This is a genomic window from Ensifer adhaerens, assembly GCF_020035535.1.
GTDB lineage: Bacteria > Pseudomonadota > Alphaproteobacteria > Rhizobiales > Rhizobiaceae > Ensifer.
In genome coordinates, this window is the sequence record NZ_CP083350.1 from 611,626 (window position 1) to 634,098 (window position 22,473).

The following is a 22,473-nucleotide window of genomic DNA, read 5'->3' on the forward strand; positions in this document are numbered from 1 at the left end:
GCCACTCATTTGATGTACCAGCCCCACTTTTCGCCGGTGGCGAAGCGGGTGATCTGCTTAGTCTCGAGATAGTTATCCAAACCCCAGCGCCCCAGCTCGCGGCCGATGCCCGATTCCTTGTAGCCGCCCCAGGGCGCCTCGGTGAATGTCGGCTGCGAGCAGTTGATCCAGACGATTCCGGCGCGGAAGGCGGCGGCCACGCGCTCCGCGCGACGGTCGTCTCGCGACATGACGGCGGCCGCGAGACCGAAACGGGAATCGTTGGCAAGCTCGATCGCTTCCTCCTCGGTCGAGAATGTCCTGATAGAAACGACCGGTCCAAAAATCTCCTCGCGCCAGGCATCGCTTTCCAAGGGAACGTCGGTCAGCACCGTCGGCTCGAGATAGTAGCCCGTCTCGAAACCCTCGGGCCGCTTGCCGCCGCAAGCGACGGTCGCACCGGCCGCCTTCGCCGCCTCGATCGCCGCGACGACCTGCTGATGTTGGCGCTTGGAGACCAGAGGTCCCAGAAGCACGCCGTCTTCAAGGCCATTGCCGATCCTGATCTTCTTCGTTTCTTCGACAAGACGGGAGAGCAGACGGTCGTAGTTTCCCTCCTGCACGAGTACACGCGAGGTCGCCGAGCAGACCTGCCCCTGGTTCCAGAAGATGCCGAACATGATCCATTCGACGGCCTCGTCGATATCGGCGTCATCGAAGACGACGAAGGGCGACTTGCCGCCCAGTTCAAGACTGATGCGCTTGATGTCGCGGGCTGCGGCCGCCATGATCTTCGAGCCGACCGGGCCGGAACCGGTGAAGGCAAGCTTGTCGACCTGCCTGTGGTCGATGATCGCCTGGCCGGCGACCGAGCCGGCTCCGGTAACGACATTGAGGACGCCAGCGGGAAGACCAACGTCATCGGCGATCGCAGCAAGCTCCAGCGCCGTCAGCGACGTCACTTCGGCCGGTTTCAAGACCACCGTGCAGCCGGCAGCGAGTGCCGGCGCCACCTTCCAGGCGGCCATCAGCAGCGGGTAGTTCCAGGGGATGATGGCGCCGACAACGCCGATCGGCTCCTTGACGGCTTTGGACGTGAAACGCGCGTCGGGGAGCGCGATCGGCTCCTCCGGATTATTATCGAGCTGCTCCGCAAGCCCGGCATAAAAGTCGAAACAGCCGGCTGCATCGGCAACATCCCAATCGGCCTCCGGAAACGGCTTGCCGTTGTCGATGACTTCCAGACGCGCGATCTCCGCCTGCCGGGCACGAATACCCTCGGCGATGGCGCGCAGATATTTGGCGCGCTGCGCTCCGGAGAGTTTCGGCCAGCCATCCCTGTCGAAGGCGCGGCGCGCCGCCTTGACCGCGAGATCGACATCTTCCGCCGTTGCGGCGGCGATCCTGTGGATCACCTCCTCTGTCGCCGGATTGACGACGTCGAAGGTCCGCCCATCGGACGACGGCCTCCACTTGCCATCGATATAGAGTTCGCTTCGCATGGTTTTCTCCCTGTTTGCCCGGCGCCGCGCCTAGAAGCGATCGACGCGATAGGGTTTGAGTTCGACGGGGGGCGTCATGCCCGTCATGAGATCGGCGATCAGGCGAGCGGTCGTGGCCGCATAGGTGAGCCCGAGATGGCCGTGACCGGTGGCGTAGAAGACGTTCCTGCGTTTGGCGGAGGGGCCGATGACCGGCACCGTATCCGGCAGGGCGGGTCGGTGGCCCATCCATTCGCTCGCATGTTCGGCCCTGAGATCGGGCAGCGCTTCCTTCGCCCGCTTCACCAGCACTTTCGCGCGACGATAATCCGGCGGCGCGTCCAGGCCGGCCATCTCCACAGTACCGCCGACGCGAATGCCGCCCGCCGTCGGCGTGACCATGAAGGCGCGGGCCGGCCAGATGATCGAATGGCGCATGGAGATGCCCGGCGCCATGATCTGGGTGTGGTAGCCGCGCTCGGTCTCAAGCGGGATCGGCTCGTCGATCAGGCGCGACAGGCGACCGGTGAAGGCGCCTGCCGCCAGCACGAAACGATCGGCCGACAGCCTGCGACCGTCCGCTAGCCTCAACGCCGATAGACCGCCCTCGCCTTCCTCGAAGGAGACGACTTCGCCGGTCTCGATGGCACCGCCGAGCGCCTGGAACCGATCAGCCAGGGCCGTCACCAACCGATGGGGATCGGCTATCGAACGGTTGTCGGGAAACAGCACCGCCTTGGCGATTTTCGTCGTCAGGGCCGGCTCGAGATCGCGGATGGCATTGGCCCCGAGAATCTCGTGACGGAAGCCAAAGCGTTCGAGGATTTCGATATGGTCCCGGTCCGCGCGAAACTCGGCCTCGTCGGCATAAAGGCTGAGGCAACCTTCGGCGCTCAAGAGGGACGTGAGCCCCGTCTCGCTCAAAAGTGCGTCGAGATCCTCATGAACCCGGCCGCAGAGCGCGGCGCCCGCTGCCTCCAGCTCCCGCAGCTTCGTCGGCCGGCTGGCGGCGAGGAAACGCAGGAACCACGGCACAAGCTTCGGCACGTAGCCTGGCCGAATGCGCACCGGCCCCTTCGGATCGAGCAGCCATTTCGGCATCTGTGCCCAGACACCGGGACGCGAAGCCGGCATGAACTCGGTCACGGCAATGCTCGCCATATTGCCGAAGGAGGCTCCCATGCCCGGAGCAGCGCGGTCGATCAGCGTCACGGAGAAGCCGCGGCGCTGAAGCTGGTAGGCGATGGTCGTGCCGATGATGCCGGCGCCAACGACAGCGATGGATGACAAGGGAGCTCTCCTCGAAACTTAAAAAGCCGGAAGCAGGCTGCTTCCGGCCCGCTTGCGTCACTTGAGGATCGGCGCGACGGCCGCGCGAAAATCCGCCTTTTCCTGCTCGGTCAACTCTCCGAGCGGCGCGCGGCAAAGACCGACCGGCGTGCCCTGAAGCTCGCAGCCATACTTGATCTTCTGCACGAACTTGCCGCTTTCGAGGATGTTCATGGCGCGATAGAGCACCGTCATCTGCTCGCGCGCCTTGGCGAGATCACCCGAACGGAAGGTACGGTCGAGATCGACGCAGGCCCTCGCCATGCAATTGGCCGGGCCGCAGATCCAGCAGTCCGCACCCCAGAACATGAAGTCGAGGGCGATATCGTCGGAGCCGGAGATGAGGTGGATGCGGCCCTTGTAGCGTGCAAAGATGTCGATCGCCCGCTGAAGCGATCCGGAACTCTCCTTGATGCCGAGCACCCGCGGATCGTCAGCAAGCGCGTCGAGGATATCGAACCCGATCTCCACCCCGTCCTTGTAAGGGTAGCTGTAGAGGACGAGGTTGATGTCCGTCTCCTTCAGCACGCGCTGGAAATGAGCGAGAAGCTCTTCCTGGGTTGGCCGCGTGTAGAACGGGGTCGCAAGCAGCACCGTGTCGTAGCCGATCTCCTTGGCCCGCAGCGTGTTCTCGATGACCTCGCGGGTGGCCGGGCCATTCGTCCCGGCGATCAGAGCCTCACCGGCGTTCGCAAAATCCTTGACGAACTTCAGCACGTCGTCGCGCTCAGCATTCGAGAGCGCTGAGTATTCGCCGGTCGAACCCATCGGCACCCAGCCGGTTACGCCAGCGGCGCGCAAGCCTGTAAGGTGCTTTTCGAAGGCCTTGAAGTCGACCTTGCCATTCGCATCGAACGGCGTGATGAGGGCGGGCATGACGCCAGAGAGTTTCATGGGGAGGTCTCCTGTCCTTGAATGATCAGATGGCAAGTTTCTTGAGGATGCGGCCTTCGACGAGCGTGACGGCGCGCGTCAGCGGAAAGGCGATGGCGAAGTAGATGAGCGCGACGATCGTCAGCACCTCGACGGGCCGCGCCGTGTTGTTGGAAATGTTCTGGCCGACGAACATCAGGTCGGCCATGCCGACGGCCGAAACCAATGCGCTCTCCTTGAAGAGACTGACGCAATTCGACAGCAGCGTCGGCACCGCGCGCAACACCGCCTGCGGCAACACGACATTTGTGATCTGCACGCGCTTGGGCAAGCCAAGCGCAACGCAGGCATCAAGCTGCTCGCGCCCCACGGATTTGAGCGAAGCCCGGAACGTCTCGCTGGTGATCGCGCCCATATAGAGGGTCAGGGCGATGACGCCGGAAGCAAGATTGGAAAGCTCGACGCCGAGGATCAATGGCAGGCAGAAGAAGATCCAGAAGAGCTGGATCAGCACCGGCGTACCACGGAAGAACTCGACATAGATGCCCGCCACTGCCCGTAGCAGTAAATTCGAGGAGGCGCGGGCGAGACCGACGAGGAAGCCCAGCGAACAACCGAGCACAACGCAGATGAGCGTGAGCTTGATGGTGGTCCAGAGGCCGAGCGCCAGAGCTGCCTGGAAGCGTTCCAGGACGGAGAAATCGAGCGACATGTCTTCCTCCTAGCTCGTGATCGCCTGACGCCGGCGTTCGAGATGGCCGACGATCTGGGTGACGGGAAAGGAAACCGCGAAATAGATGAGTGCTGCGATGGTGAAGGTCTCGATTGGCCGATAGGTCTCGGTCGAAAGCGTCTTTGCCTGGTACATCAGGTCCTGTACCGCGACGATCGCGACCAGCGCGCTTTGCTGGAAGATAACGATGCCGTTGGTTAGAAGAACAGGGACGGAGGCGCGCAGCGCATCAGGCAGCACGATGTAAAGAATGCGCTGCAGCGGGTTCAGCCCAAGCGCGATGCAGGCATCGAGCTGCTCGCGCGGCACCGCCTGGATGGCGGCGCGATAGGCCTCGGCATTGAATGCCATCAGGTTGAGACCTAGCGCCATGACGCCCATCGTCATCGACCCCAGGAAGACGTTGAAGAGCATCGGCACGCAGTAGAAGAACCAGACGATCTGGACGATGGCCGGCGTGCATCGGAAAAACTCGACGAAAAGCATCGCAGGCAGCCGGATCGGCGCAACGCGGCTCATCAGCAGAAGGGCCAGTGGGAAACCCAGGACGATGCCGATGATGTTGGCGGCAACGGTCAATTGAACCGTGACGAGCAAGCCCTCGATCAGTGGAGCGAGCAAGACCGACTGGAAATCGAACGTGTAGTTCACGGGGCGACCTCCTATTGCTTGATGTGGAAGACGCGGTCGATGAATTCCCGGGTTCTTTCCTCCCGGGGCGCACCGAGCACCTGTTCGGGCGGCCCGTCCTCGACCACCACGCCGCCGGCACAGAAGATGACGCGCGATGCGATGTTCTTCGCAAACCACATGTCGTGGGTGACGATCATCATCGGCATGTTCTGGGCGGCAAGCTGCAGGATGACCTGCTCGACTTCCGCAACCAGTTCCGGATCGAGCGCCGACGTGACTTCGTCGAACAGCATGAGCTTGGGGTCGAGCATCAGGGCTCGGGCGATGGCGACGCGCTGTTTCTGCCCACCGGAAAGCTGCGCCGGATAGGCGTTCGCCTTCGCGCCGAGGCCGAAGCGTTCGAGCAGTGCTTGCGCCCTTTGCAGGGCTGTTGCCTTCTTCTCGCCCCTCACCTTGCACGGTGCCAGGATCAGGTTCTGGATGACGCTGAGATGGGGAAAGAGCGTGTAGTGCTGGAACACCATGCCGATCGAGCGCCGAACCTCGGGATCGATCGTCGTTTTCGCGTCCGTCCCCTTGGAGGAAATATAGGGCTTGCCGCCGAAGGTGATCGAACCGCTGTCGATCTTTTCCAGCCCCATCATGACGCGCAGCAGCGTGCTCTTGCCGCCGCCGCTCGGGCCTATGACGACGACGCGCTCTCCGGGCTTCATTTCGATGTCGAGGCCCTTCAGCACCTGGATGTGCGGGCCATAGCTCTTGTGCAGTGACTTGACGTTGACGAGCGGAGCGACTGTGGCAGTCATGGCATCCTCGTGATCCGGCGTTTCTAGTGGGAGCCGAGGCATTCGCGCCTCGGCCTTAAACGTCACTTCGTCGATTTCAGGACGTCGTCGACGGCCTTGCGGATCAGTCCGTCGATGTGACCGGTCGCGACCTTTTCTTCGAGGAAGATGTTGACGACCTCTACGTCGGCTGCCGAAAGTTGATGTGGCAGACCAAAAGCTACGCCCTGCTTGGCAAGCGCCGGTTTCGGGTTGAGGGCAACGGCCCAGTCGGGGTTGGACTGGGTGAAGAGCTGGTTCGTGTCCGAGGCATCGACGAGGATGTCGGCGCGCCGCGATACGACTGCGAGGCGCGTTTCGTCATTGCCGGGCAATCGGAGAATGGTTGCGTTCTTCACGGCCCCAGAGATCGCCTTGTCCTGGGCGGTACCGGACATAACGGCGAGCGTCACGTCCGCCTTGTCGATGTCGGCGACGGACGCTGCCCCAGTCGGAACCTTCGGATTGTCTTTGTTGTAGGCGAGCGAGATCTGGTACTCCATCGCCGGCACCGAGAACTGGACAGCCATGGCGCGAGCGGCCGTGCGGTTGAGCGCGAGCGACACGTCCCATTTGCCAGCCTGAAGACCGGCGACGATGTTGTCCCAAGTCGTATCGACGAATTCCGGCTTGACCTTCAGCGCTTCAGCGAACTCGCGGCAAAGGTCGGCGAAGAAACCGGAATATTCTCCGCTCGCCGGATCGCGCATCACGTAGGGCGGAGCAACGGCTGCGCCGCAGCGCAGGACACCCGCCTTCTGAACGCCCTGCCAATAGCCGCTTTCGGCAGATTGAGCGTGTGCGGATGTCACTGAAATGCCGGTCATCAGGGCAAGCGCAGGCAATGCCCGCAGCGCGGGCGCAAACAACGTCGAAAGCATCATTGTTTCCTCTGTTTTGTTGTGCGCGGTGCCGCGCGGTTCCTCTCGTCGGACGTGCCGATTTTCTTATTTTTTTATGTCGTCTCAGTGTCGACACGAGAATTAATGTCGTCTCTGTGTCGACAAAGTCAAGCGGAAATTTTACATTGTCTCCGACTGCCCGTTCTGGCCATATGGTCGGCAAACATGGGAAAGGGTGCCAAGTGTCTGAAGAAGTGGAAACCAAGCGAGCCAAAGGGACCGGCTGGAAAAGCGTCTACGAGACGCTCAGAACAGAGATCCTGGCGCTGACGCTTGCCCCCGGTCAGCTGCTTGACGAGAACAGCCTGGCGGAACGGTTCGACATGTCCCGCTCTCCGGTTCGCGAGGCGCTGATCCGGCTGGCCGGCGAGGAGCTGGTCGTGACGCTCTCCAACCGCAGCACCATCGTTGCGCCGATCGAAGTGGCGACCTTCCCGAAATATGTCGAAGCCCTCGACATTGCCCAGAGGATGAACACCCGCCTTGCCGCGCAATTGCGGACGGACGCCGATCTGAAAGCAATTTCCAAGCGGCAGAAGGAGTTCGAAGCGGCCGTGAAGGGCGCAAACCATCTGCAGATGTCGGAGGCGAACAAGCAGTTCCATATGGCAATCGCCGCAGCGGGAAAGAACGCCTATCTCGCATCCTTCTACGAACGCCTTCTCAATCAGGGACAAAGAATGCTGCACCTGCATTTCGAGTATCTGGAGCGCACCCATGAAGGTTATTTGCTCACCGACGAACACAATCAGATGCTGGAGGCGATCCGCATGCGCGACGCCGATCTCGCAGACGAGCTTGCTCACGCCCATACACGGCAGTTTCAGGACAACTTCATGAACTTCATGCGCGAGAACTACACCACAGATGTGTCGCTCGCGCCGCGCAAGGCGGCGGAATAGAGATGCGTATCGGTTTCATCGGCACCGGGACGATTACCGAAGCGATGGTCACGGGGATCGTCGGTTCGGAACTTGCCGTTTCGGAGATCAAGGTTTCGCCCCGAAACCGGGAGATTGCAGAACGGCTCGCCGAACGTTTCGCGATCGTGAAGATAGCCGCGGACAATCAGGAAGTGGTTGCAACTGCAGACGTGGCGTTTCTGGCGGTGCGTCCGCAGATCGCCGAAGCGGTCATCCGCGAGCTTGAGTTCCGTAAGAACCAGACAGTTGTGAGCGTCATTGCGGCGACCGATCGCACCAAGCTGATGCGCTGGATCAACGAACAGGTCGACCTAACCCAGGCGATCCCGCTGCCTTTCGTTGCCGAACGCCAAGGCGTGACATCGATCTACCCGCCCAGTCCGCGGATCGCATCCATCTTTGCCGCCCTCGGCACTGCCGTCGAATGCGAAACGCAGGAGGAGTACGACCTGCTTGCCGTTGCCAGTTCGCTGATGGGGACCTATTTCGGCGTCCTCGACCGAGCGACCGGCTGGCTGGCCGAAAAAGGGATTTCACGCGAGAAAGGCCGCGCCTATCTGGCGCCGCTCTTCCTGAGCCTGGCACAGACGGCGGTCCGGAAGGACCACGAGCCTTTGGATGCACTCAGGCGCGAGTTTTCGACAGCGGGCGGCCTGAACGAACAGGTCTTCAACGATTTCGACCGGGATGGCGGGAGCGCGGCGCTGATGAACGCGCTGGAGAACGTGTTGCGGCGCGTGAAGGGATAGCGCCGGCAACGGCGACATGCTCCACCGAGCTTTGTAGGGACCCCGTTCCCATCCAACGGTCACGACACCTTTGGAACTCACGCCGGCCCCAGCATAATAAAGGTCTCGCTCTTCGCGACACCGTCGGTCGCGCGTACCGTGGAGATGAGCTCGTTCAATTCCGACATGGTCGAGACCTCAATCTCCGCGATCATGTCCCAAACACCGTTGGTGTTGGAAACGGAAGTAACGCCCGGTACCCGCTTTACCGCAGCGATCGCGTGCTTCGGTGACCCGCTCATCTCGATCAAGATAAACGCCCTGATCAAGTCCTTGCTGATTTCGTTCTTCAAGCGGACCGTGAAGCCCTTGATGTCGCCATCCGCAATCAGCCGATCCAGCCTTTTTTGAGCCGTTGCTCGCGCCACCCCCAGAATCTGTGCGAGCTGCGGAACGGACGCCCGACCGTTGATACGCAGCTCCGCAATCAGGCGCCTGTCGAGATCGTCCATCATCGTTTCCTATTTCGTCATATCAATTACTATTTCGTCAGATATGAGAAAATTCAAGCACTTTACGTTCTTTTTTGTTCATCGCGATCGTACTACGACTTTCACCCATCGATACACAGCCGGCGGGAACAATAGCGGGATCACTCAATCACCCGGCCTGACTGTCAGTCGATCATCCAGGGAATTTGGAAAATCGCCTCGTAGACAACGCGTCGATCCGCGCTGACGGATCGCATCGGGAGATGAATATATGAAACTGAACAAAGCCCTTTCCGCAGCCCTCATCGCGGCCGCGTTCCTCATTCCACTCTCATCAGCCCAGGCCGATGATCTGCAAGAGATCGAGAAGGCAGGAAAGCTCTCCGTCGCCCTCTCCGGCGTGTTCCCTCCGTTCAGTTTCGTGGATGAAAACAACAAGGTCGTCGGCTTCGACGTGGACGTCGCCTCGGAAATCGCCCGTCGCCTGAAGGTCGAGCCGACTATCATCACGACCGCATGGGACGGCATCATCGCCGGCCTGGTCACCGGCCGCTACGATACGATCATCGGCTCCATGAGCATCACTGACGAGCGAAAGAAGGCCGTCGACTTCGTCGGACCATACTACCGCTCGGGCTTGGCGTTCTTCGTGCGCAAGGGAGCCGGCGTGACGAACGTCGCCGAGCTCAAAGGCAAAACGGTCGGCGTCACGCTCGGGGAGACCGCCGAAAAATGGGTGCGTGAGCAGAACGCCTACGAAGTCCGCACCTACAAGGGTCTGCCTGAGATGCTCCTGGACGTCGCTGCGGGCCGCGTGGATGCGATCGTGGCCGACGACGTTCCGGTCTTCGTGGCGATTGCCAAGAGCAACGCCCCCGTCGAGCAGGTCAAGAACGACGAGCTGCCGCGCTACGACGCCGGCATCGCCATTCGCAAAAGCAATCCGGAGCTCGCAGCGGCAATGCAGAAGGCTCTCGACGACATGATGGCCGACGGTACCTACGAAACGATCGCCAAAAAGTGGATCGGTCAGGACATCCGCTAGCTCAATCGGCCGGGATGTCAAACAACATCCCGGCCCTCCCCGACGGTTAGGCGCACGTCCGGCTGCGGCCTCGACATCGCCATTCCTCGAATTTCGCAGCTCCAGGGCCCGCCACGCGAAGGCGCATGTGTCATGCGGCCTGAACGGCGGCGCAGCATCGCCCGCGAGCCAGGTCCGGAGGACCCGGAATGGATTTTCAATTGATCGGGCGAATAGCGCCCTTCGTCGCAGAAGCATCGTTGGTGGCGATCGGCCTGACCGTCTGCTCGCTGGCGATTGGGCTCCTGGTCGCGGCTGTCGTTGCCACCGGGCGCTTTTCGAAGATCGGGCCCATCCGGTGGCTTGCGACCTTCTACGTCAGCGTCATGCGGGGCACGCCCCTGATCGTGCAGCTGTTCATCGTCTTTTTCGGGGGGCCGCAGTTCGGGCTGGAGTTTACACCGTTCGTCGCCGGTGTCGTGACGATGGGCTTCAACATTGGCGCCTACATGTCCGAAGGGATCAAGGGAGCCATCCTTGCCGTCGACAAGGGACAGGCCGAAGCAGCGCGATCGCTCGGTTTCGGCCGTTTCGATACGTTGCGGCTGTTCATCTTGCCTCAGGCCGCGCCGCTGATGGTGCGTTCCCTGGGTATCAACACAGTCATCCTGTCGAAAAGCACCGCAATGGTGTCCACGATCGGCGTGGTGGAACTGACATATTCGGCGCAGCGCTTCGTGACCTCCACCTATAAGCCGTTCGAAGTCTTTGCTGTCGCCGGCGTGGCCTACCTGGCGATAATCGCCATCGTCTCCCTTGCCGCCCGCGGGGTCGAGCGTGCCTTCGACGTAAGCGGAAAGGCAGTCGCATGACACTCGATTTTAGCGTGGTACCGCCCTACTGGAGCCTCCTGCTGGTCGGCTTGGCCTGGACCATCATCATCACCGTTCTCGCAGGCACCATGAGTGTCGTGCTCGGCGTGATTGTTGCAATTGCAACGCTCTACGGTCCAAAGCTCGTCAGCCTGCCCGTTCGCGGCGTCACGTTTCTTTTCATGGGAACGCCGCTGCTGCTGCAGCTCTACCTGCTCTACTATGGCCTGTCTCAGATGGGCCTGATGCTGCCGGCCTTCTGGACCGGTCTCATCGGACTTGGCTTGCACTACGCCGCCTACAATGCCGATATTTTCCGGGCATCGTTGCAAGCCGTGGATGCCGGACAAACGGAGGCCGCCCGATCGCTTGGGTTCAGCCGGGGCTCAACCTTGCGCCACTTCATCGTACCGCAAGCCATCCTGACTGCTCTGCCACAGGTCGGCAACAACAGCATCATCCTGCTGAAGGATACGGCCGTTCTTTCCGTGCTCGGCATCGCCGAGTTGGTTCTCAACGCTCAACGCGCCATCAGCGAGACCTATCGTCCCTTCGAGTTCTATTTCACCGCGGCTGTTCTCTACTACATCGTCAACCTGGCGATGGAGTTCGTACTGAGCAAGGCCGCCCGCAAAGCGGAAGCCATCCGATGACAGAACACAATCCCATGATCGAGCTGCGGCAGATCCGCAAATCCTACGGCACCCATGAAGTGCTCAAGGGCATCGACTTGCAGGTGGCGCGTGGCAAAATCGTCTCCATCATCGGGCCGAGCGGCTCTGGAAAGAGCACGCTGCTGCGATCGATCAATATGCTTGAGGAGACATCCTCTGGCGAAATTTGGCTCGATGGTCAACAGGTCAACCGGCCTCTCAAGGGCCGCGCGTTCGAAAACCACATCAACCATATCCGACAGGAGATGGGCATGGTGTTCCAGCAGTTTAATCTGTTTCCGCATCTGACCGTGCTTCAGAACATCATGATCGGACCAATGCGGCTCAAGGGTCTGACCAAGGACGCCGCACTTGAACGAGCAAATGCGCTCCTGGCCAAGGTCGGCCTTGCCGAAAAAGGGCACGCGTATCCGGCGCGGCTGTCGGGCGGGCAGAAGCAGCGGGTTGCCATCGCCCGCGCGCTGGCGATGCAGCCGAAGGTCATGCTGTTCGACGAGGCCACCTCGGCCCTCGACCCAGAGCTTGTCGAAGAGGTCAACCAGGTCATGAAGCAGCTCGCTGCAGAACACATGACCATGCTGATCGTGACCCACGAAATGCGGTTTGCCGCCGAGGTGTCCGATCACGTGATGTTCATGGACGGTGGCGTGGTGGTCGAGCAAGGAGCGCCGGAGCGCGTATTCTCCGATCCCGTCGAGGCCCGCACCCGCGCGTTCCTGCGCAAATACCTGTCGAATTGAGAATGAAAGAAGCAAAGATGACAAGCGCACGAAAAGAGACTGGCGCCCCATTGGACACGCACATCGACCAGAACCGGGTGACGGATCTGGCATTGCAGCTTACGTCCTGGTCGAGCGAAACCGGTACGCCGGGCGAAGCGTCGTTCGCCGACCGCCTGTACGATCTCTTGCGCGATCTTCCCTATTTCCGCGAACATCCGGAAGATTTGCGGCTTCTGGACAGTCACGGCGATCCGCTGACGCGCAATGTCGTCGCGCTTGTGCGCGGCACAGGCACGCGGACACTCGTGATGGCCGGCCATTTCGACACCGTTTCCACCGACAACTACCATGCACTCAAGCCGCTGGCGTGCGACAGCCTCCAATTGAAGGATGCGCTGATCGAAAGCCTTTCGAAACGTAGCGACCGCTCCGAACAGGAAGAACGGGCGCTGCAGGATCTTCTAAGCGGAGACTTCCTCCCCGGCCGTGGCCTGCTCGATATGAAGAGCGGGATCGCCGTTGCCATCGCCTGCCTGGAGAATTTCGCAGCGGACCCGGACCGCCAGGGCAATTTGATGATGGTCGCCACGCCGGACGAAGAACGCGAAAGCCGCGGCATGCGGTCCTTTCGGGATGCATTGCCGGGTCTCGTAGAGGATCTCGGCGTCGAGATCGCGGCCGCCATCAATCTCGACGTTACCTCCGACCAGGGTGACGGCCGCGAAGGTCGAGCGGTCTATGCCGGCACGATCGGCAAACTCTTGCCCTTTGCGCTCGTGATCGGCTGCAGCTCTCATGCCAGTTATCCGTTCGAGGGCGTCAGCGCGCAAGCCATGGCCGCAGGGATATTGGCACGCCTCGAGGGCAACGCATCGCTGGCAGATCGTGACCAAAACGACGTTTCGCCACCACCGATCTGCCTCGAGGCAAAGGACCTCAGGGACGGGTACGAAGTCACGACACCGGAGCGCTTCTGGATTGCTTTCAACTGGCTGTACCATGCCATGACAGCAGATGAATTGTTTGACCGGTTCAAGCGCGAGGTGCTGACCGGCGCGACCGAGGCGGTGGATCGCTTTGCGAGCCAATCCTGCGAATTCGGCAAACTCGTCGGCCGAAGCGCCGGGGCGACACCTGCAAAGCCGCGCCTCCTGAGCTTTCACGAGTTGAGAGCGCTGGCAGCGCAGACCTGCGGAGCGGATTTCGGCTCTCTTTATGCGGATCAGGAGAAGGCGCTTTCAGGCGTGGACAATCCCCTGGTGCTTACACGACAGCTGACCGAATGGCTGGTCGGGATCGCCCGCCTGTCTGGCCCGGCGATCGTCGTCGGCTTCTCGGGTCTTCACTACCCGTCGAGCCGGCTGCGCCTCAGCGAGGCAAACGACCGTTCGCTTCATCAGGCCATCGAGAAGGCTCGTGCCGGCCTCGACAACGATCCCGAGCGCAGCCTCGTGTGGAAGCCCCATTTCCAGGGCATATCGGATATGAGCTTCCTCGGCCTTTCGGCGAGCGGAAGCCAGGTCGTTTCAGACAACACGCCCATCTCGCGCTTGATCGACGATCCGCCTGAAGACGCGGTGTGTTTCCCGGCAGTCAATCTCGGCCCATGGGGGCGTGAGTTCCATCAGAAGTTCGAGCGCGTGCACCAACCCTACGCGTTTGGGGTCTTGCCGGACCTCGTATCTGATATCGCCAGAACGTTTCTCGCCGACGGCAACGGCGCCGGCTGATCTGCCGAACCCCGCCAGCCTTGACGGCCCGAAATATCCAATGACAGGAAGCAAGCCAATGAGCACCCAGTCTGGTCTCAACATAGTACCCTTCGTCAGCGTCGATCACATGATGCGCCTCGTCCTGAAGATCGGTATCGAGACGTTTCTCACGGAACTTGCCGCGGTGATCGAAGAGGATTTTCGCCGCTGGGAACAGTTCGACAAGACGCCCCGTATTGCATCGCATTCCGAAGAGGGTGTGATCGAGCTGATGCCGACAAGCGACGGAACGCTCTACGGCTTCAAGTACGTCAACGGTCATCCCAAGAATACTAAGGAAGGACGCCAGACGGTTACCGCCTTCGGTGTGCTTTCGGACGTCGGCAATGGCTATCCGATGCTGCTTTCGGAAATGACCATTCTGACCGCTCTGCGCACGGCCGCCATGTCGGCTGTGGCTGCAAGGCACCTTGCTCGTCCGAACTCGAAAACCATGGCCATTATCGGCAACGGCGCGCAAAGCGAATTTCAGGCGCTTGCCTTCAAGGCGATCGTTGGCGTGACGGATTTGCGCCTCTACGACCTCGATCCAACCGCCACCGAGCGGTGCGCAAGAAATCTGGCCGGTAAAGGCTTCTCGATCACGACCTGCGCGTCCTCCCAAGAGGCGGTGGAAGGTTCAGACATCATCACGACCGTCACCGCCGACAAGCAGTACGCGACGATCCTGTCCGACAACATGGTTGGACCGGGGGTTCACATCAATGCCGTCGGCGGCGACTGCCCTGGCAAGACGGAACTGCACAAGGACATCCTGCTGCGCTCGGACATCTTCGTCGAATATCCACCGCAGACGCGGATCGAGGGTGAGATCCAGCAGCTCGACCCAGCTTACCCCGTGAAGGAGCTTTGGGAGGTCATTGCCGGCAAACGCCAGAGTCGGCAGTCCGACACGACTATCACGTTATTCGACAGCGTCGGGTTTGCGATCGAGGATTTCTCGGCATTGCGTTATGTGCGCAGCAAGCTGGAGGAAACGGGGCTCTACACCGATCTCGACTTGCTCGCCGATCCCGACGAACCACGGGATCTCTATGGCATGCTTCTGCGATGCGAGGCGAAGCTACACGGCGCATGACGCCTCCGCATCTACCCACCACGGCAGTATTCGTCGGCCGCGCCTTGGTTGAGGTGCACACGATGAACCGTTTGAACGCAGGGCCAGCCTTTCGGTTCGCAAGCAGGACGCCCGGGAGATCACATCGCTGTTTTCCGGCATCGCTCATTCCGGCAGACCTGCCTTGAGATAGCCTGCGATAAAGTGCTGGCGGTCAGCATCGTCGCGGAACGATTGCGTACGCCGCGCGAAGGCCACCTTCAAGCAAGGACACGGTAGCGGACGTGTGGCGCCTGGTTCAGTGCGCCGGCTCCGTTGGGCGGTCGCGTAGCAGCAACACTTTGGCTGCCCTGTCGAGGTCCCCGGACGGGCCGGAGCGGGTTGCCGATTTCGTGTCCAAACCCACTATGGTCGGCAGTTCCGGCATCATACTGTTGCCGGCTCGTTGCCGGCTGACGGTCATGAGCGAGAACGGCCTGCTGAATTCCTCTTCGACGATTGAGCCCAGCCACAGGGGCGAGGTTCTTCCGTCGCGAACTTGCAGGTCGGCGAACCACAGCCGCAATACCACGCGTGACGGGGGGGTGTCTTCGCCCGCCACTCGGATCAGGGTCAAGGCGGGAAGTTGCCCGAAAGCGAGGCGCGGCACCACGGGCAGATCTGCGGGTGACGCACCGCCCGAAAGCCAGCCCAGCGTCTGCAATGACCCCCAGGGCGGCGGGACACGCCACCCGGCCGCAAGCAACCGTCCTTCGATGGCATGCAGATCACCGGCCCACTGGATGGTCAATTGCTCCTCGGTCTCGCCGGTCAGGTCAATTCGTTGCGATGGAAGCTGCTGCCAACCGCCCGACCACCAATCTTCGCCAGCCACCACCGGCATCTCGATTTTCTTGGTGTAAAGGGCCGTGTCACGCGCATGATGTCGATAGACATTCGCACCACCCGCGAGAGCGAGTGCCAGGCCGGCAACGAGCGCCAGTCCCAGCGCGCCGATGCGTGGCACGTCTCTGCGCAGGTAAAAGATGGCAAGCACCGCCAGCCACGCCGTGCCGAAGGCGAGCCCTCCGATTACGTCCGAAAACCAGTGCACGCCGAGATAGAGCCGCGAGAAGGCGATCGAAATCGCGAGCGTGAGCGCGGCAAGTCCCACCGGGAAGCGCCAGTTTGGCTTGAGTTCTCGGGCAATCAGGAACGCCAGGAACCCATAAAGAACGAGATTGACGGTGCTGTGGCCGCTTGGAAAGGAGAAGGCGCTCCAGCCAGTATAGGACGCTTCCGAGGGCTGGGCGCGGTGCAGCGTAACCTTCACGACCGTGTTCAGGGCTGACGCCCCGCCGATCGCAGCCGTCCAAAACGCAGCGGCGCGCCAGGCGCGCCTCCACACCAGCCACAGGAGCACGACCGTGGTCACGACCAGCACGACGCCCGTATCGCCCAGTTCCGTGATCGCGAGCATGATGGCGTCGCCCGGCGGGCTGCGCAGCTCTTGCAAGGCGGAGTAGATCGCGGCATCGGCCCGAACCAGCGGGTCGCCGTTGACCACGTCCTCCAGCACGCCGAAGAATAACCAGGCCGACGCAACCAGCATCAGCAGTAGCAGCGATATCCCACGCGTTTCGGGGCGCAACGGATCGAGAAACTCAAGCGCGAAACGGCCCCAGCGGGAATGGCTCGCCGCGGCACGTTCCAGAAGCTTTTGCTGCATGTTCGCGACGAAGGGCACGCCGCGGCGCACGGCAAGCCGAACGAGCCAGCTTACCAGCCAGACGATGACGACGAAGAGGGTAACCAGGATGGCGAGTGGTTTGGCGGCGGAACCGAAACGGCTGAAGGCCGCGCCGACGAAAACAGCCGGCAGAATATGCGATGGCGCCCATACGAGCGCGGACAGAACATTGGCAAAGTAGAACCGCCGCGCCGACATCTGCGACATGCCGGCAAGCACAGGAACGATCGCACGGACCCCGGGAGTGAAACGCGCGATGAAAACGCTTTTGTCGCCATGTCGCGCGAAGAATGTCTCGCTGCGGGCCACTAGGTCCTGATGCCGATTGAGCGGCCACCGCTCGAGAATTGCCCTGTGATAGTGGTGCCCGATCCAGAAAGAGAGACCGTCGCCGATGATTGCTCCCGTCGAGGCTGCCACGAGCAGCGGCCAAAGCTGCACGATCCCGCTTGGCACCAGGGCACTGATTGCAAGAATCCCGGCCGTCCCCGGAATGAAGGCGCCGAAAAATGGAATCGATTCCGACAGCGCCAGCAACAGCACGGCCGCATAGGCAACGCCCGGATGGGCTGCAATAAACCCCGTGACAGCGGACAGGAACGAGGCGACCATGGTTTCGACCTAAAAGATCCCCGTGATGACCCGGTCGACGCGCGTTCCCTCCCGGTAGAACGTGCGGACCAACATGGCAGCAAGGCCCCCCATGAGCACGCCGCCGAGAATGTCACCTACATAATGAATACCCAGATAGACCCTGGAGAAGGCAATCAGTACTGCTGCGCCAAGGAACCATAAGCCCCGCGTGCGCATGCCGCAGAGCAGGAAGGTGGCTGCGATCGCGAAGGCCGCTGTCGCATGATCAGAAGGGAACGACGGGTCGGCGCTGCGTTCGATCAGCAGCCGGGTGATACCGGCGTCATACGGCCGGATGCGGTGAACGAACACCAGAATGATCTGATTGATGGCAAGGCCAAGAAGGAAGGAGAGACCCGCTGCGACGAGCACGTGCCTGTTATGCTTCCTGGCGGATCCGTACCACCATTGCGCGGCAACGGCGACTACAAGCAACTGTATGCCGATGGCAGATATCCAGATGCACAGGAAATCCGCGGCCGCGGCAGTTCCAGCCAGATCGTTGATCGCGCGGGTCGCCGCAGCGTCAATTCCATACAACTGCATCAACGCCCCTCATTCCTAGTCCGCGCCCGGGACCCTTGATACAGCAAGTGGCTGTCGCCGGTGCAAGCTCAAGTCGACACGGTTTCCTCCAATCTTGTTTCCAAGATGGCAAGGAACGCCGCAGCGTCTTCGGCGCGAACCACCTCATTGGGTAGCAAACCTTGACGGCGCGACGGGTTACAATTTCGTCGTCGAAACCGCGCAATTGCAAGCTTCCGATTCGAGGCACCCGTTCAGGTTCTCGCCTGGCCGACAGCACCAGCGACCGCGCACCGTTTCGGTCGCCAGACCACCTGTCGGCAAGCACCCGGGTCGCGCACGCAGGAATTGCAATACTCTTGAAGCCTCCCCACATTGGCTCCTGGGGGCACTCTCCAAAACTCGAACGATCCGCAGCGGGCACTTTGCTGGCGAGCACGAACGACAGTCGGACGACAAAAGGATGGGGAACATGGCACCAATCGGCAAAGACAGTCCGGCAGCGAAGGGCAAGGGGCTGTGGCGTCGTCGAGGGGTTCGGTTCGTTGCAATCGCTTTGACGGCCCTGCTCATTGTTGTGGTGCTGCCGTTTGCTGTCGTTCTCTATCCGACGCTGAAGGCTTATCCGGAGACCGGGCTTCCAGCTGCCACCTCGCAACTTGAACAAAACAGACAGGATATCGCGCATCTGCGGCGTCTGATTGAGGTCGATCGAAGCTTCACACCCGCGTCCAAGGCAGCATTTACGCATGCCCTCGATTCGTTGGAGCAGCGGGCCGGCGATCTCGATCACCCTGGTCTGGCGATGGCCGCTGCGAAGGCGGTCGCGCTCGCCGACAATGGTCATACCAACGTCGTCGGACTCGTCGGCGGCTACGGTTTTGGCGCCGTTCCCATTCGTCTTGGCTGGTTCGCCGACGGTCTGTTTGTGATCGCGGCGGCGAGCGATCAATCACGCCTTCTCGGTGGAAAGATCCTTGAGGTGAACGGAAGAACGACGGACGCTCTTGTGGAGGCACTACGCCCGCATGTTGGAGGTCCCACCAATCTCGCCCGGGAATTTGTGCCCAACTTCACGATCTCGCCCGAACTGCTTCTTGCCGCTGATCTCGCAGATAGCGCAGAAGGTAGTACCTACCGTATTCGCCTCCTGGATGGGCGTGTGGAAGATGTCGCGCTTGTCGCGAACCCTGGCGTGCACGAACCTTTGACCGGCAATCTTTGGCCGCGGCGCGATTTGAGTCCGGTCTCGCAAGCCGACCGAGGCGACGGGTGGCGACACATGCTCGATGGCGTCACGCTACCGCCCTATCTCAAGCAGCTCGACGCCAACTCCTGGCACGAGTACCCCTTGCCCGACCTTCTCTATGTCCAGATCAATCGCATCAGGGACGATACACCGGAGGGATTGTCCCGATCGCTCGCAAAGATAGTCGATGAAGCCGAGCAAAAGCCCATACGCAACGCCGTTGTCGACCTGCGCTTCAACAGCGGCGGCAATTACGAATTGACGGCTGAATTCTCTCGGAGGCTTCCGGAAATTCTTCCGCCAGCAGGGCGGCTCTTCGTGCTGACCAGCGCAAACACCTTCTCCGCCGCGATCAGCACTGCGGCGCGACTGAAATATTTCGGTGGAACGCAAACCATTCTGATCGGCGAGCCGATGGGCGACCGGCTGCAGTTTTGGGGTGAAGGCGGCCGCACGGTTCTGCCGAATTCACAGATCACCATCCGCTACACCACCGCCTACCATGACTGGGAGCACGGCTGCAGCCTGTCGCAGCTCAGGACCTGTTTCCTGCTGAATTACTTCTACGACGTACCGGCAGGCTCCCTGGAACCAGCCATCTTGAGATCCGCGACCTTCGCCGACTATGCCACAGGTAAGGACCCCGCAATGTCCGCGGTCATGCAGGTTCTCATGGTCGGCAATGCGGATTGAGAAGCGCCAATTCTTGCGATTGGAAAGGACTGCAAATCTGGAGCTTCTAGAGGCATCAACGGCATAAAACGCGTGTGAGTAGGCTGTCCACACCGCTTTCATGCCGGTGCGTCCCGCGAGATCAGCTCGATACGGTTTCCTTCAATCTCGCTTCCAGCATGGCAAGGAACGCCCGCAACTTTTTCGGCACGAACCGGCTCTTCGGATAGAAAGCCTTGATGACGCGACGGGATACTATCTCGCCGTCGAATATCGACACGAGTTCGCCGGTGCGGATTTCCCTGGCGACGCTGTAGAACGGCAGGCGCGCAATACCCGCCCCCTGCACGGCCGCAAGCACGATCGCGCTTTCGAAATTGGAGTGAAACGCTCCGTCCACTTCAACCACCACTTCTTCCACGTCCACTCGCGCACTCCAATGCCTGGGATTGGGCTTCTGCGTCGTATGAATCAGGCAGTTGTGATGGCGAAGATCGTCGGGTTTTACAGGGCGCGGATGCTTTTCCAGGTAGGAAGGGGCAGCACAGATGACATAGGGGGCCGGCCCAAGCTTTCGTTCAAACAGGCCTGTGTGAAACGAATCGTCGTCGTCGAAATCCCGACTCCCGATTACAACGTCGACACCGCGCTCCATCAGGTTGACCGAGCTTGCGGAAACCGTGAGCTCGACCTTCACGGTCGGATAGAGTGCATTGAAGTCGATGATGGCCGGCGCAACCAGGGCCTGACCGACGCCGGGTGTCGAATGGACGCGCAACGTGCCGATCAGCTCGCTACCAAGACCGCTCGCATCGGCCTTCGCTGCCTCGATCTCCGACAGGATGCGAACGCAGTGATCGAAGAATACGCTGCCCGCGTCCGTCAGGAAGACGTTATGCGTCGATCGATTGAGCAACGTCAGTTTCAAGGCATTTTCGAGCTGCGTGACGTGCTTGCTCATATAGGACGGCGACTTGCCAAACAGCTTGGCCGCCGTGGTGAAACTGCCATGCTGCACCACGCGCGCGAAAACGACGATATCGTTCAGATCAAGTCCGTCGAAGCTCGATCGGGTTGCATCGGGAGAACTGGCCATTGCCAAGCTATTGGCACATGCCGGCCCTTCCGGCAACTCAGGAGAAAAGGAGTGATTTGATGACAACGGGAATTACGCCTGGCGGGGTCATGAACTCACCCAGATCGACAAAATCGAGGTCTTTCAGCCGAACGCCATCGACAGAAATCAGGTGCGTGTGGATACCGAGTTCGCGATCAAGAATTCGGCCGATCGTCTGCCCGACATCACCGTCGATCATCAAGACGAGAGGCTCTCCGCGTTTTCCGTCGGGAGCCGCGACGGCCTTGATTGCCTTAGCCATAGCCAGGAGCCGCGAATAGTCCGGCGATCCCGTCCAGGAAAAGGCCAGGGCCACGGTCGCCCTGGTGTCACGGTCCTGTCGATCTGCACTCTGACGGAAAGCCGCGGCGATCTCGTCCGCGTCTATGACTTCGGGAAGCTCCCGCCCAAGGTGAACCACTGGAATATTGTGGCGTGGGAGGACGTCCGCACCGTTCATGTAGAGTGTCTTTCCGCTCACCTGCACGGTGAATTGCGAAGCGCCAATGACGGTTGCGCGGATGCGCTGGCCCGCATCGACGATCGGAATATCGATGCGCGGCGTCAACTGAGCGATGATCTCGCCAGCGAGCAAACGTGCTATGTCGCCGTGATCTTTGTCTTCGTAGCCGAAGATATACTCCGACACGCCGCCAGAAAAAGTAATGTAGGTCGGCTCGACACGCCGTTCGAGCGGCTCCGTGAGAAGGAAGCTCCTCCCCATATCGTCAAGTGGCGTGCCCAGTACTTCATCCACCACCAGCGCTGCCAGGCGGCGAGCGATCGCTGCGCGGTTGCCGGGGTCCGCCATGGTGTCGGGGTCCGCACTGAGCCCCAGTTCCTCGGCAACCGCGCGTGCGGAATCGTCGATCCGCGACCAGATCCCATCCTTGTCGTGCGCCAGGAGCCGGCCGCCGACTGCAAAGGCAGCTACGCTGATGATCTCGCCGTCGTCGATCAGCGCGAGCTTCGTCGTGCCGCCGCCTATATCGACATGAAGGCCGCAAGCTCCTCGTTTCTTCGATAAGGTAGTGGCGCCTGAACCATGTGCCGCCAGCATTGATTCGAGCTTGTGGCCGGCCGTTGCGCACGCAAATCGTCCGGATTCACTTGCGAAGATTTCATCGATTGCGCGTGCGTTCTTCTTCTTGATTGCCTCGCCGGTCAGAATAACCGCGCCCGTGTCGATATGACTGCGGCGATAGCCGGCGTCCTCGTAGCAATGCAGGAAGAAGTGGCGCAACTCACGCGCATCGATCGTGCCATCCGGCAAGAATGGTGTCAGCAGGATCGGCGAACGCCAGACGACCTTCCGATCGATAACCGTAAAGCTGCTGGAGAGTCCTTCCGTGTCACGCCGCAGGACGACCCGTGCAAACAGCAGATGCGAGGTCGAGCTGCCGATATCGATACCGACCGTCAGGAGTTCGACGGTTTCCTGCTTCCAGAGCCAATCGGCGATTTCCTGGCGCTCGGTTTCCGAGATATCTTCGTGTTCATGTTCGAAATCGAGGTCGTGCAATGATCCTTG

The 22,473-nt window shown here is 60.9% G+C and carries 21 protein-coding genes; 9 read left to right on the forward strand and 12 right to left on the reverse strand.

Features of this window, described 5'->3' with window-relative positions:
- Positions 1-5 precede the first annotated feature (5 nt).
- The 7 genes from LAC81_RS23200 to LAC81_RS23230 all read right to left on the reverse strand — a co-directional run bounded on the left by LAC81_RS23200 (position 6) and on the right by LAC81_RS23230 (position 6,733).
- Positions 6-1,481 (reverse strand): aldehyde dehydrogenase family protein, encoded by a 1,476-nt coding sequence (locus LAC81_RS23200; RefSeq protein WP_223729527.1) that lies wholly within the window; start codon positions 1,479-1,481, stop codon positions 6-8.
- Positions 1,482-1,511: 30 nt separating this feature from the next.
- Positions 1,512-2,750: an NAD(P)/FAD-dependent oxidoreductase gene (locus tag LAC81_RS23205; protein WP_223729528.1), complete on the reverse strand. Its 1,239-nt coding sequence runs from the start codon at positions 2,748-2,750 to the stop codon at positions 1,512-1,514.
- 57 nt (positions 2,751-2,807) lie between these two features.
- Positions 2,808-3,683: a dihydrodipicolinate synthase family protein gene (locus LAC81_RS23210; protein ID WP_223729529.1), complete on the reverse strand. Its 876-nt coding sequence runs from the start codon at positions 3,681-3,683 to the stop codon at positions 2,808-2,810.
- 25 nt (positions 3,684-3,708) lie between these two features.
- Positions 3,709-4,374 carry an amino acid ABC transporter permease gene (locus LAC81_RS23215; RefSeq protein WP_223729530.1) on the reverse strand — a complete coding sequence of 222 codons (666 nt, stop codon included), beginning with the start codon at positions 4,372-4,374 and terminating at the stop codon, positions 3,709-3,711.
- A 9-nt stretch (positions 4,375-4,383) separates the two neighbouring features.
- Positions 4,384-5,046 carry an amino acid ABC transporter permease gene (locus tag LAC81_RS23220; protein WP_223729531.1) on the reverse strand — a complete coding sequence of 221 codons (663 nt, stop codon included), beginning with the start codon at positions 5,044-5,046 and terminating at the stop codon, positions 4,384-4,386.
- Positions 5,047-5,057: 11 nt separating this feature from the next.
- A complete protein-coding gene (locus LAC81_RS23225) occupies positions 5,058-5,834 on the reverse strand; it encodes an amino acid ABC transporter ATP-binding protein (RefSeq protein WP_223729532.1) in 777 nt (258 codons plus the stop codon).
- A gap of 62 nt (positions 5,835-5,896) precedes the next feature.
- A complete protein-coding gene (locus tag LAC81_RS23230) occupies positions 5,897-6,733 on the reverse strand; it encodes a substrate-binding periplasmic protein (protein ID WP_223729533.1) in 837 nt (278 codons plus the stop codon).
- A 203-nt stretch (positions 6,734-6,936) separates the two neighbouring features.
- Between LAC81_RS23230 and LAC81_RS23235 the strand changes: the two genes are divergently transcribed.
- Positions 6,937-7,656: a GntR family transcriptional regulator gene (locus LAC81_RS23235; protein WP_223729534.1), complete on the forward strand. Its 720-nt coding sequence runs from the start codon at positions 6,937-6,939 to the stop codon at positions 7,654-7,656.
- Between the two features lie 2 nt (positions 7,657-7,658).
- The gene (locus LAC81_RS23240) at positions 7,659-8,426 is read left to right on the forward strand and encodes a pyrroline-5-carboxylate reductase (RefSeq protein WP_223729535.1); all 768 of its coding nucleotides are present in this window, start codon (positions 7,659-7,661) and stop codon (positions 8,424-8,426) included.
- 77 nt (positions 8,427-8,503) lie between these two features.
- Here LAC81_RS23240 and LAC81_RS23245 read toward each other — a convergent pair whose 3' ends face one another.
- Positions 8,504-8,917: an Lrp/AsnC family transcriptional regulator gene (locus LAC81_RS23245; RefSeq protein WP_113537032.1), complete on the reverse strand. Its 414-nt coding sequence runs from the start codon at positions 8,915-8,917 to the stop codon at positions 8,504-8,506.
- 250 nt (positions 8,918-9,167) lie between these two features.
- On the opposite strand from LAC81_RS23245, the gene LAC81_RS23250 reads away from it, so the two are divergent.
- From LAC81_RS23250 to LAC81_RS23275, 6 genes are all read left to right on the forward strand, one after another.
- Positions 9,168-9,941, forward strand: a complete 774-nt coding sequence (locus LAC81_RS23250) for a transporter substrate-binding domain-containing protein (protein WP_223729536.1) — start codon at positions 9,168-9,170, stop codon at positions 9,939-9,941.
- 188 nt (positions 9,942-10,129) lie between these two features.
- The gene (locus tag LAC81_RS23255) at positions 10,130-10,792 is read left to right on the forward strand and encodes an amino acid ABC transporter permease (protein WP_223729537.1); all 663 of its coding nucleotides are present in this window, start codon (positions 10,130-10,132) and stop codon (positions 10,790-10,792) included.
- The gene (locus LAC81_RS23260) at positions 10,789-11,445 is read left to right on the forward strand and encodes an amino acid ABC transporter permease (RefSeq protein WP_223729538.1); all 657 of its coding nucleotides are present in this window, start codon (positions 10,789-10,791) and stop codon (positions 11,443-11,445) included. The genes LAC81_RS23255 and LAC81_RS23260 overlap by 4 nt, the downstream gene beginning before the upstream one ends.
- A gap of 14 nt (positions 11,446-11,459) precedes the next feature.
- Positions 11,460-12,206, forward strand: coding sequence for an amino acid ABC transporter ATP-binding protein (locus LAC81_RS23265; RefSeq protein WP_223729539.1), 747 nt, complete (start codon positions 11,460-11,462; stop codon positions 12,204-12,206).
- Positions 12,207-12,223: 17 nt separating this feature from the next.
- Positions 12,224-13,918, forward strand: coding sequence for a M20/M25/M40 family metallo-hydrolase (locus tag LAC81_RS23270; protein WP_223729540.1), 1,695 nt, complete (start codon positions 12,224-12,226; stop codon positions 13,916-13,918).
- A 58-nt stretch (positions 13,919-13,976) separates the two neighbouring features.
- Positions 13,977-15,038, forward strand: coding sequence for an ornithine cyclodeaminase (locus LAC81_RS23275; RefSeq protein WP_223729541.1), 1,062 nt, complete (start codon positions 13,977-13,979; stop codon positions 15,036-15,038).
- Between the two features lie 277 nt (positions 15,039-15,315).
- Here LAC81_RS23275 and LAC81_RS23280 read toward each other — a convergent pair whose 3' ends face one another.
- Together LAC81_RS23280 and LAC81_RS23285 are read right to left on the reverse strand one after the other, a co-directional pair.
- Positions 15,316-17,289 carry a bifunctional DedA family/phosphatase PAP2 family protein gene (locus LAC81_RS23280; RefSeq protein WP_223729542.1) on the reverse strand — a complete coding sequence of 658 codons (1,974 nt, stop codon included), beginning with the start codon at positions 17,287-17,289 and terminating at the stop codon, positions 15,316-15,318.
- 78 nt (positions 17,290-17,367) lie between these two features.
- The gene (locus tag LAC81_RS23285; protein WP_419195880.1) at positions 17,368-17,925 is read right to left on the reverse strand and encodes a phosphatase PAP2 family protein; all 558 of its coding nucleotides are present in this window, start codon (positions 17,923-17,925) and stop codon (positions 17,368-17,370) included.
- Positions 17,926-18,376: 451 nt separating this feature from the next.
- On the opposite strand from LAC81_RS23285, the gene LAC81_RS23290 reads away from it, so the two are divergent.
- Positions 18,377-19,846 (forward strand): S41 family peptidase, encoded by a 1,470-nt coding sequence (locus tag LAC81_RS23290; RefSeq protein ID WP_223729543.1) that lies wholly within the window; start codon positions 18,377-18,379, stop codon positions 19,844-19,846.
- A gap of 121 nt (positions 19,847-19,967) precedes the next feature.
- Here the strand turns inward: LAC81_RS23290 and LAC81_RS23295 are convergent, their stop codons facing one another.
- A complete protein-coding gene (locus LAC81_RS23295; protein WP_223729544.1) occupies positions 19,968-20,921 on the reverse strand; it encodes a LysR family transcriptional regulator in 954 nt (317 codons plus the stop codon).
- A 37-nt stretch (positions 20,922-20,958) separates the two neighbouring features.
- The gene (locus tag LAC81_RS23300; protein WP_223729545.1) at positions 20,959-22,464 is read right to left on the reverse strand and encodes an ethanolamine ammonia-lyase reactivating factor EutA; all 1,506 of its coding nucleotides are present in this window, start codon (positions 22,462-22,464) and stop codon (positions 20,959-20,961) included.
- Between the last annotated feature and the right edge of the window lie 9 nt (positions 22,465-22,473).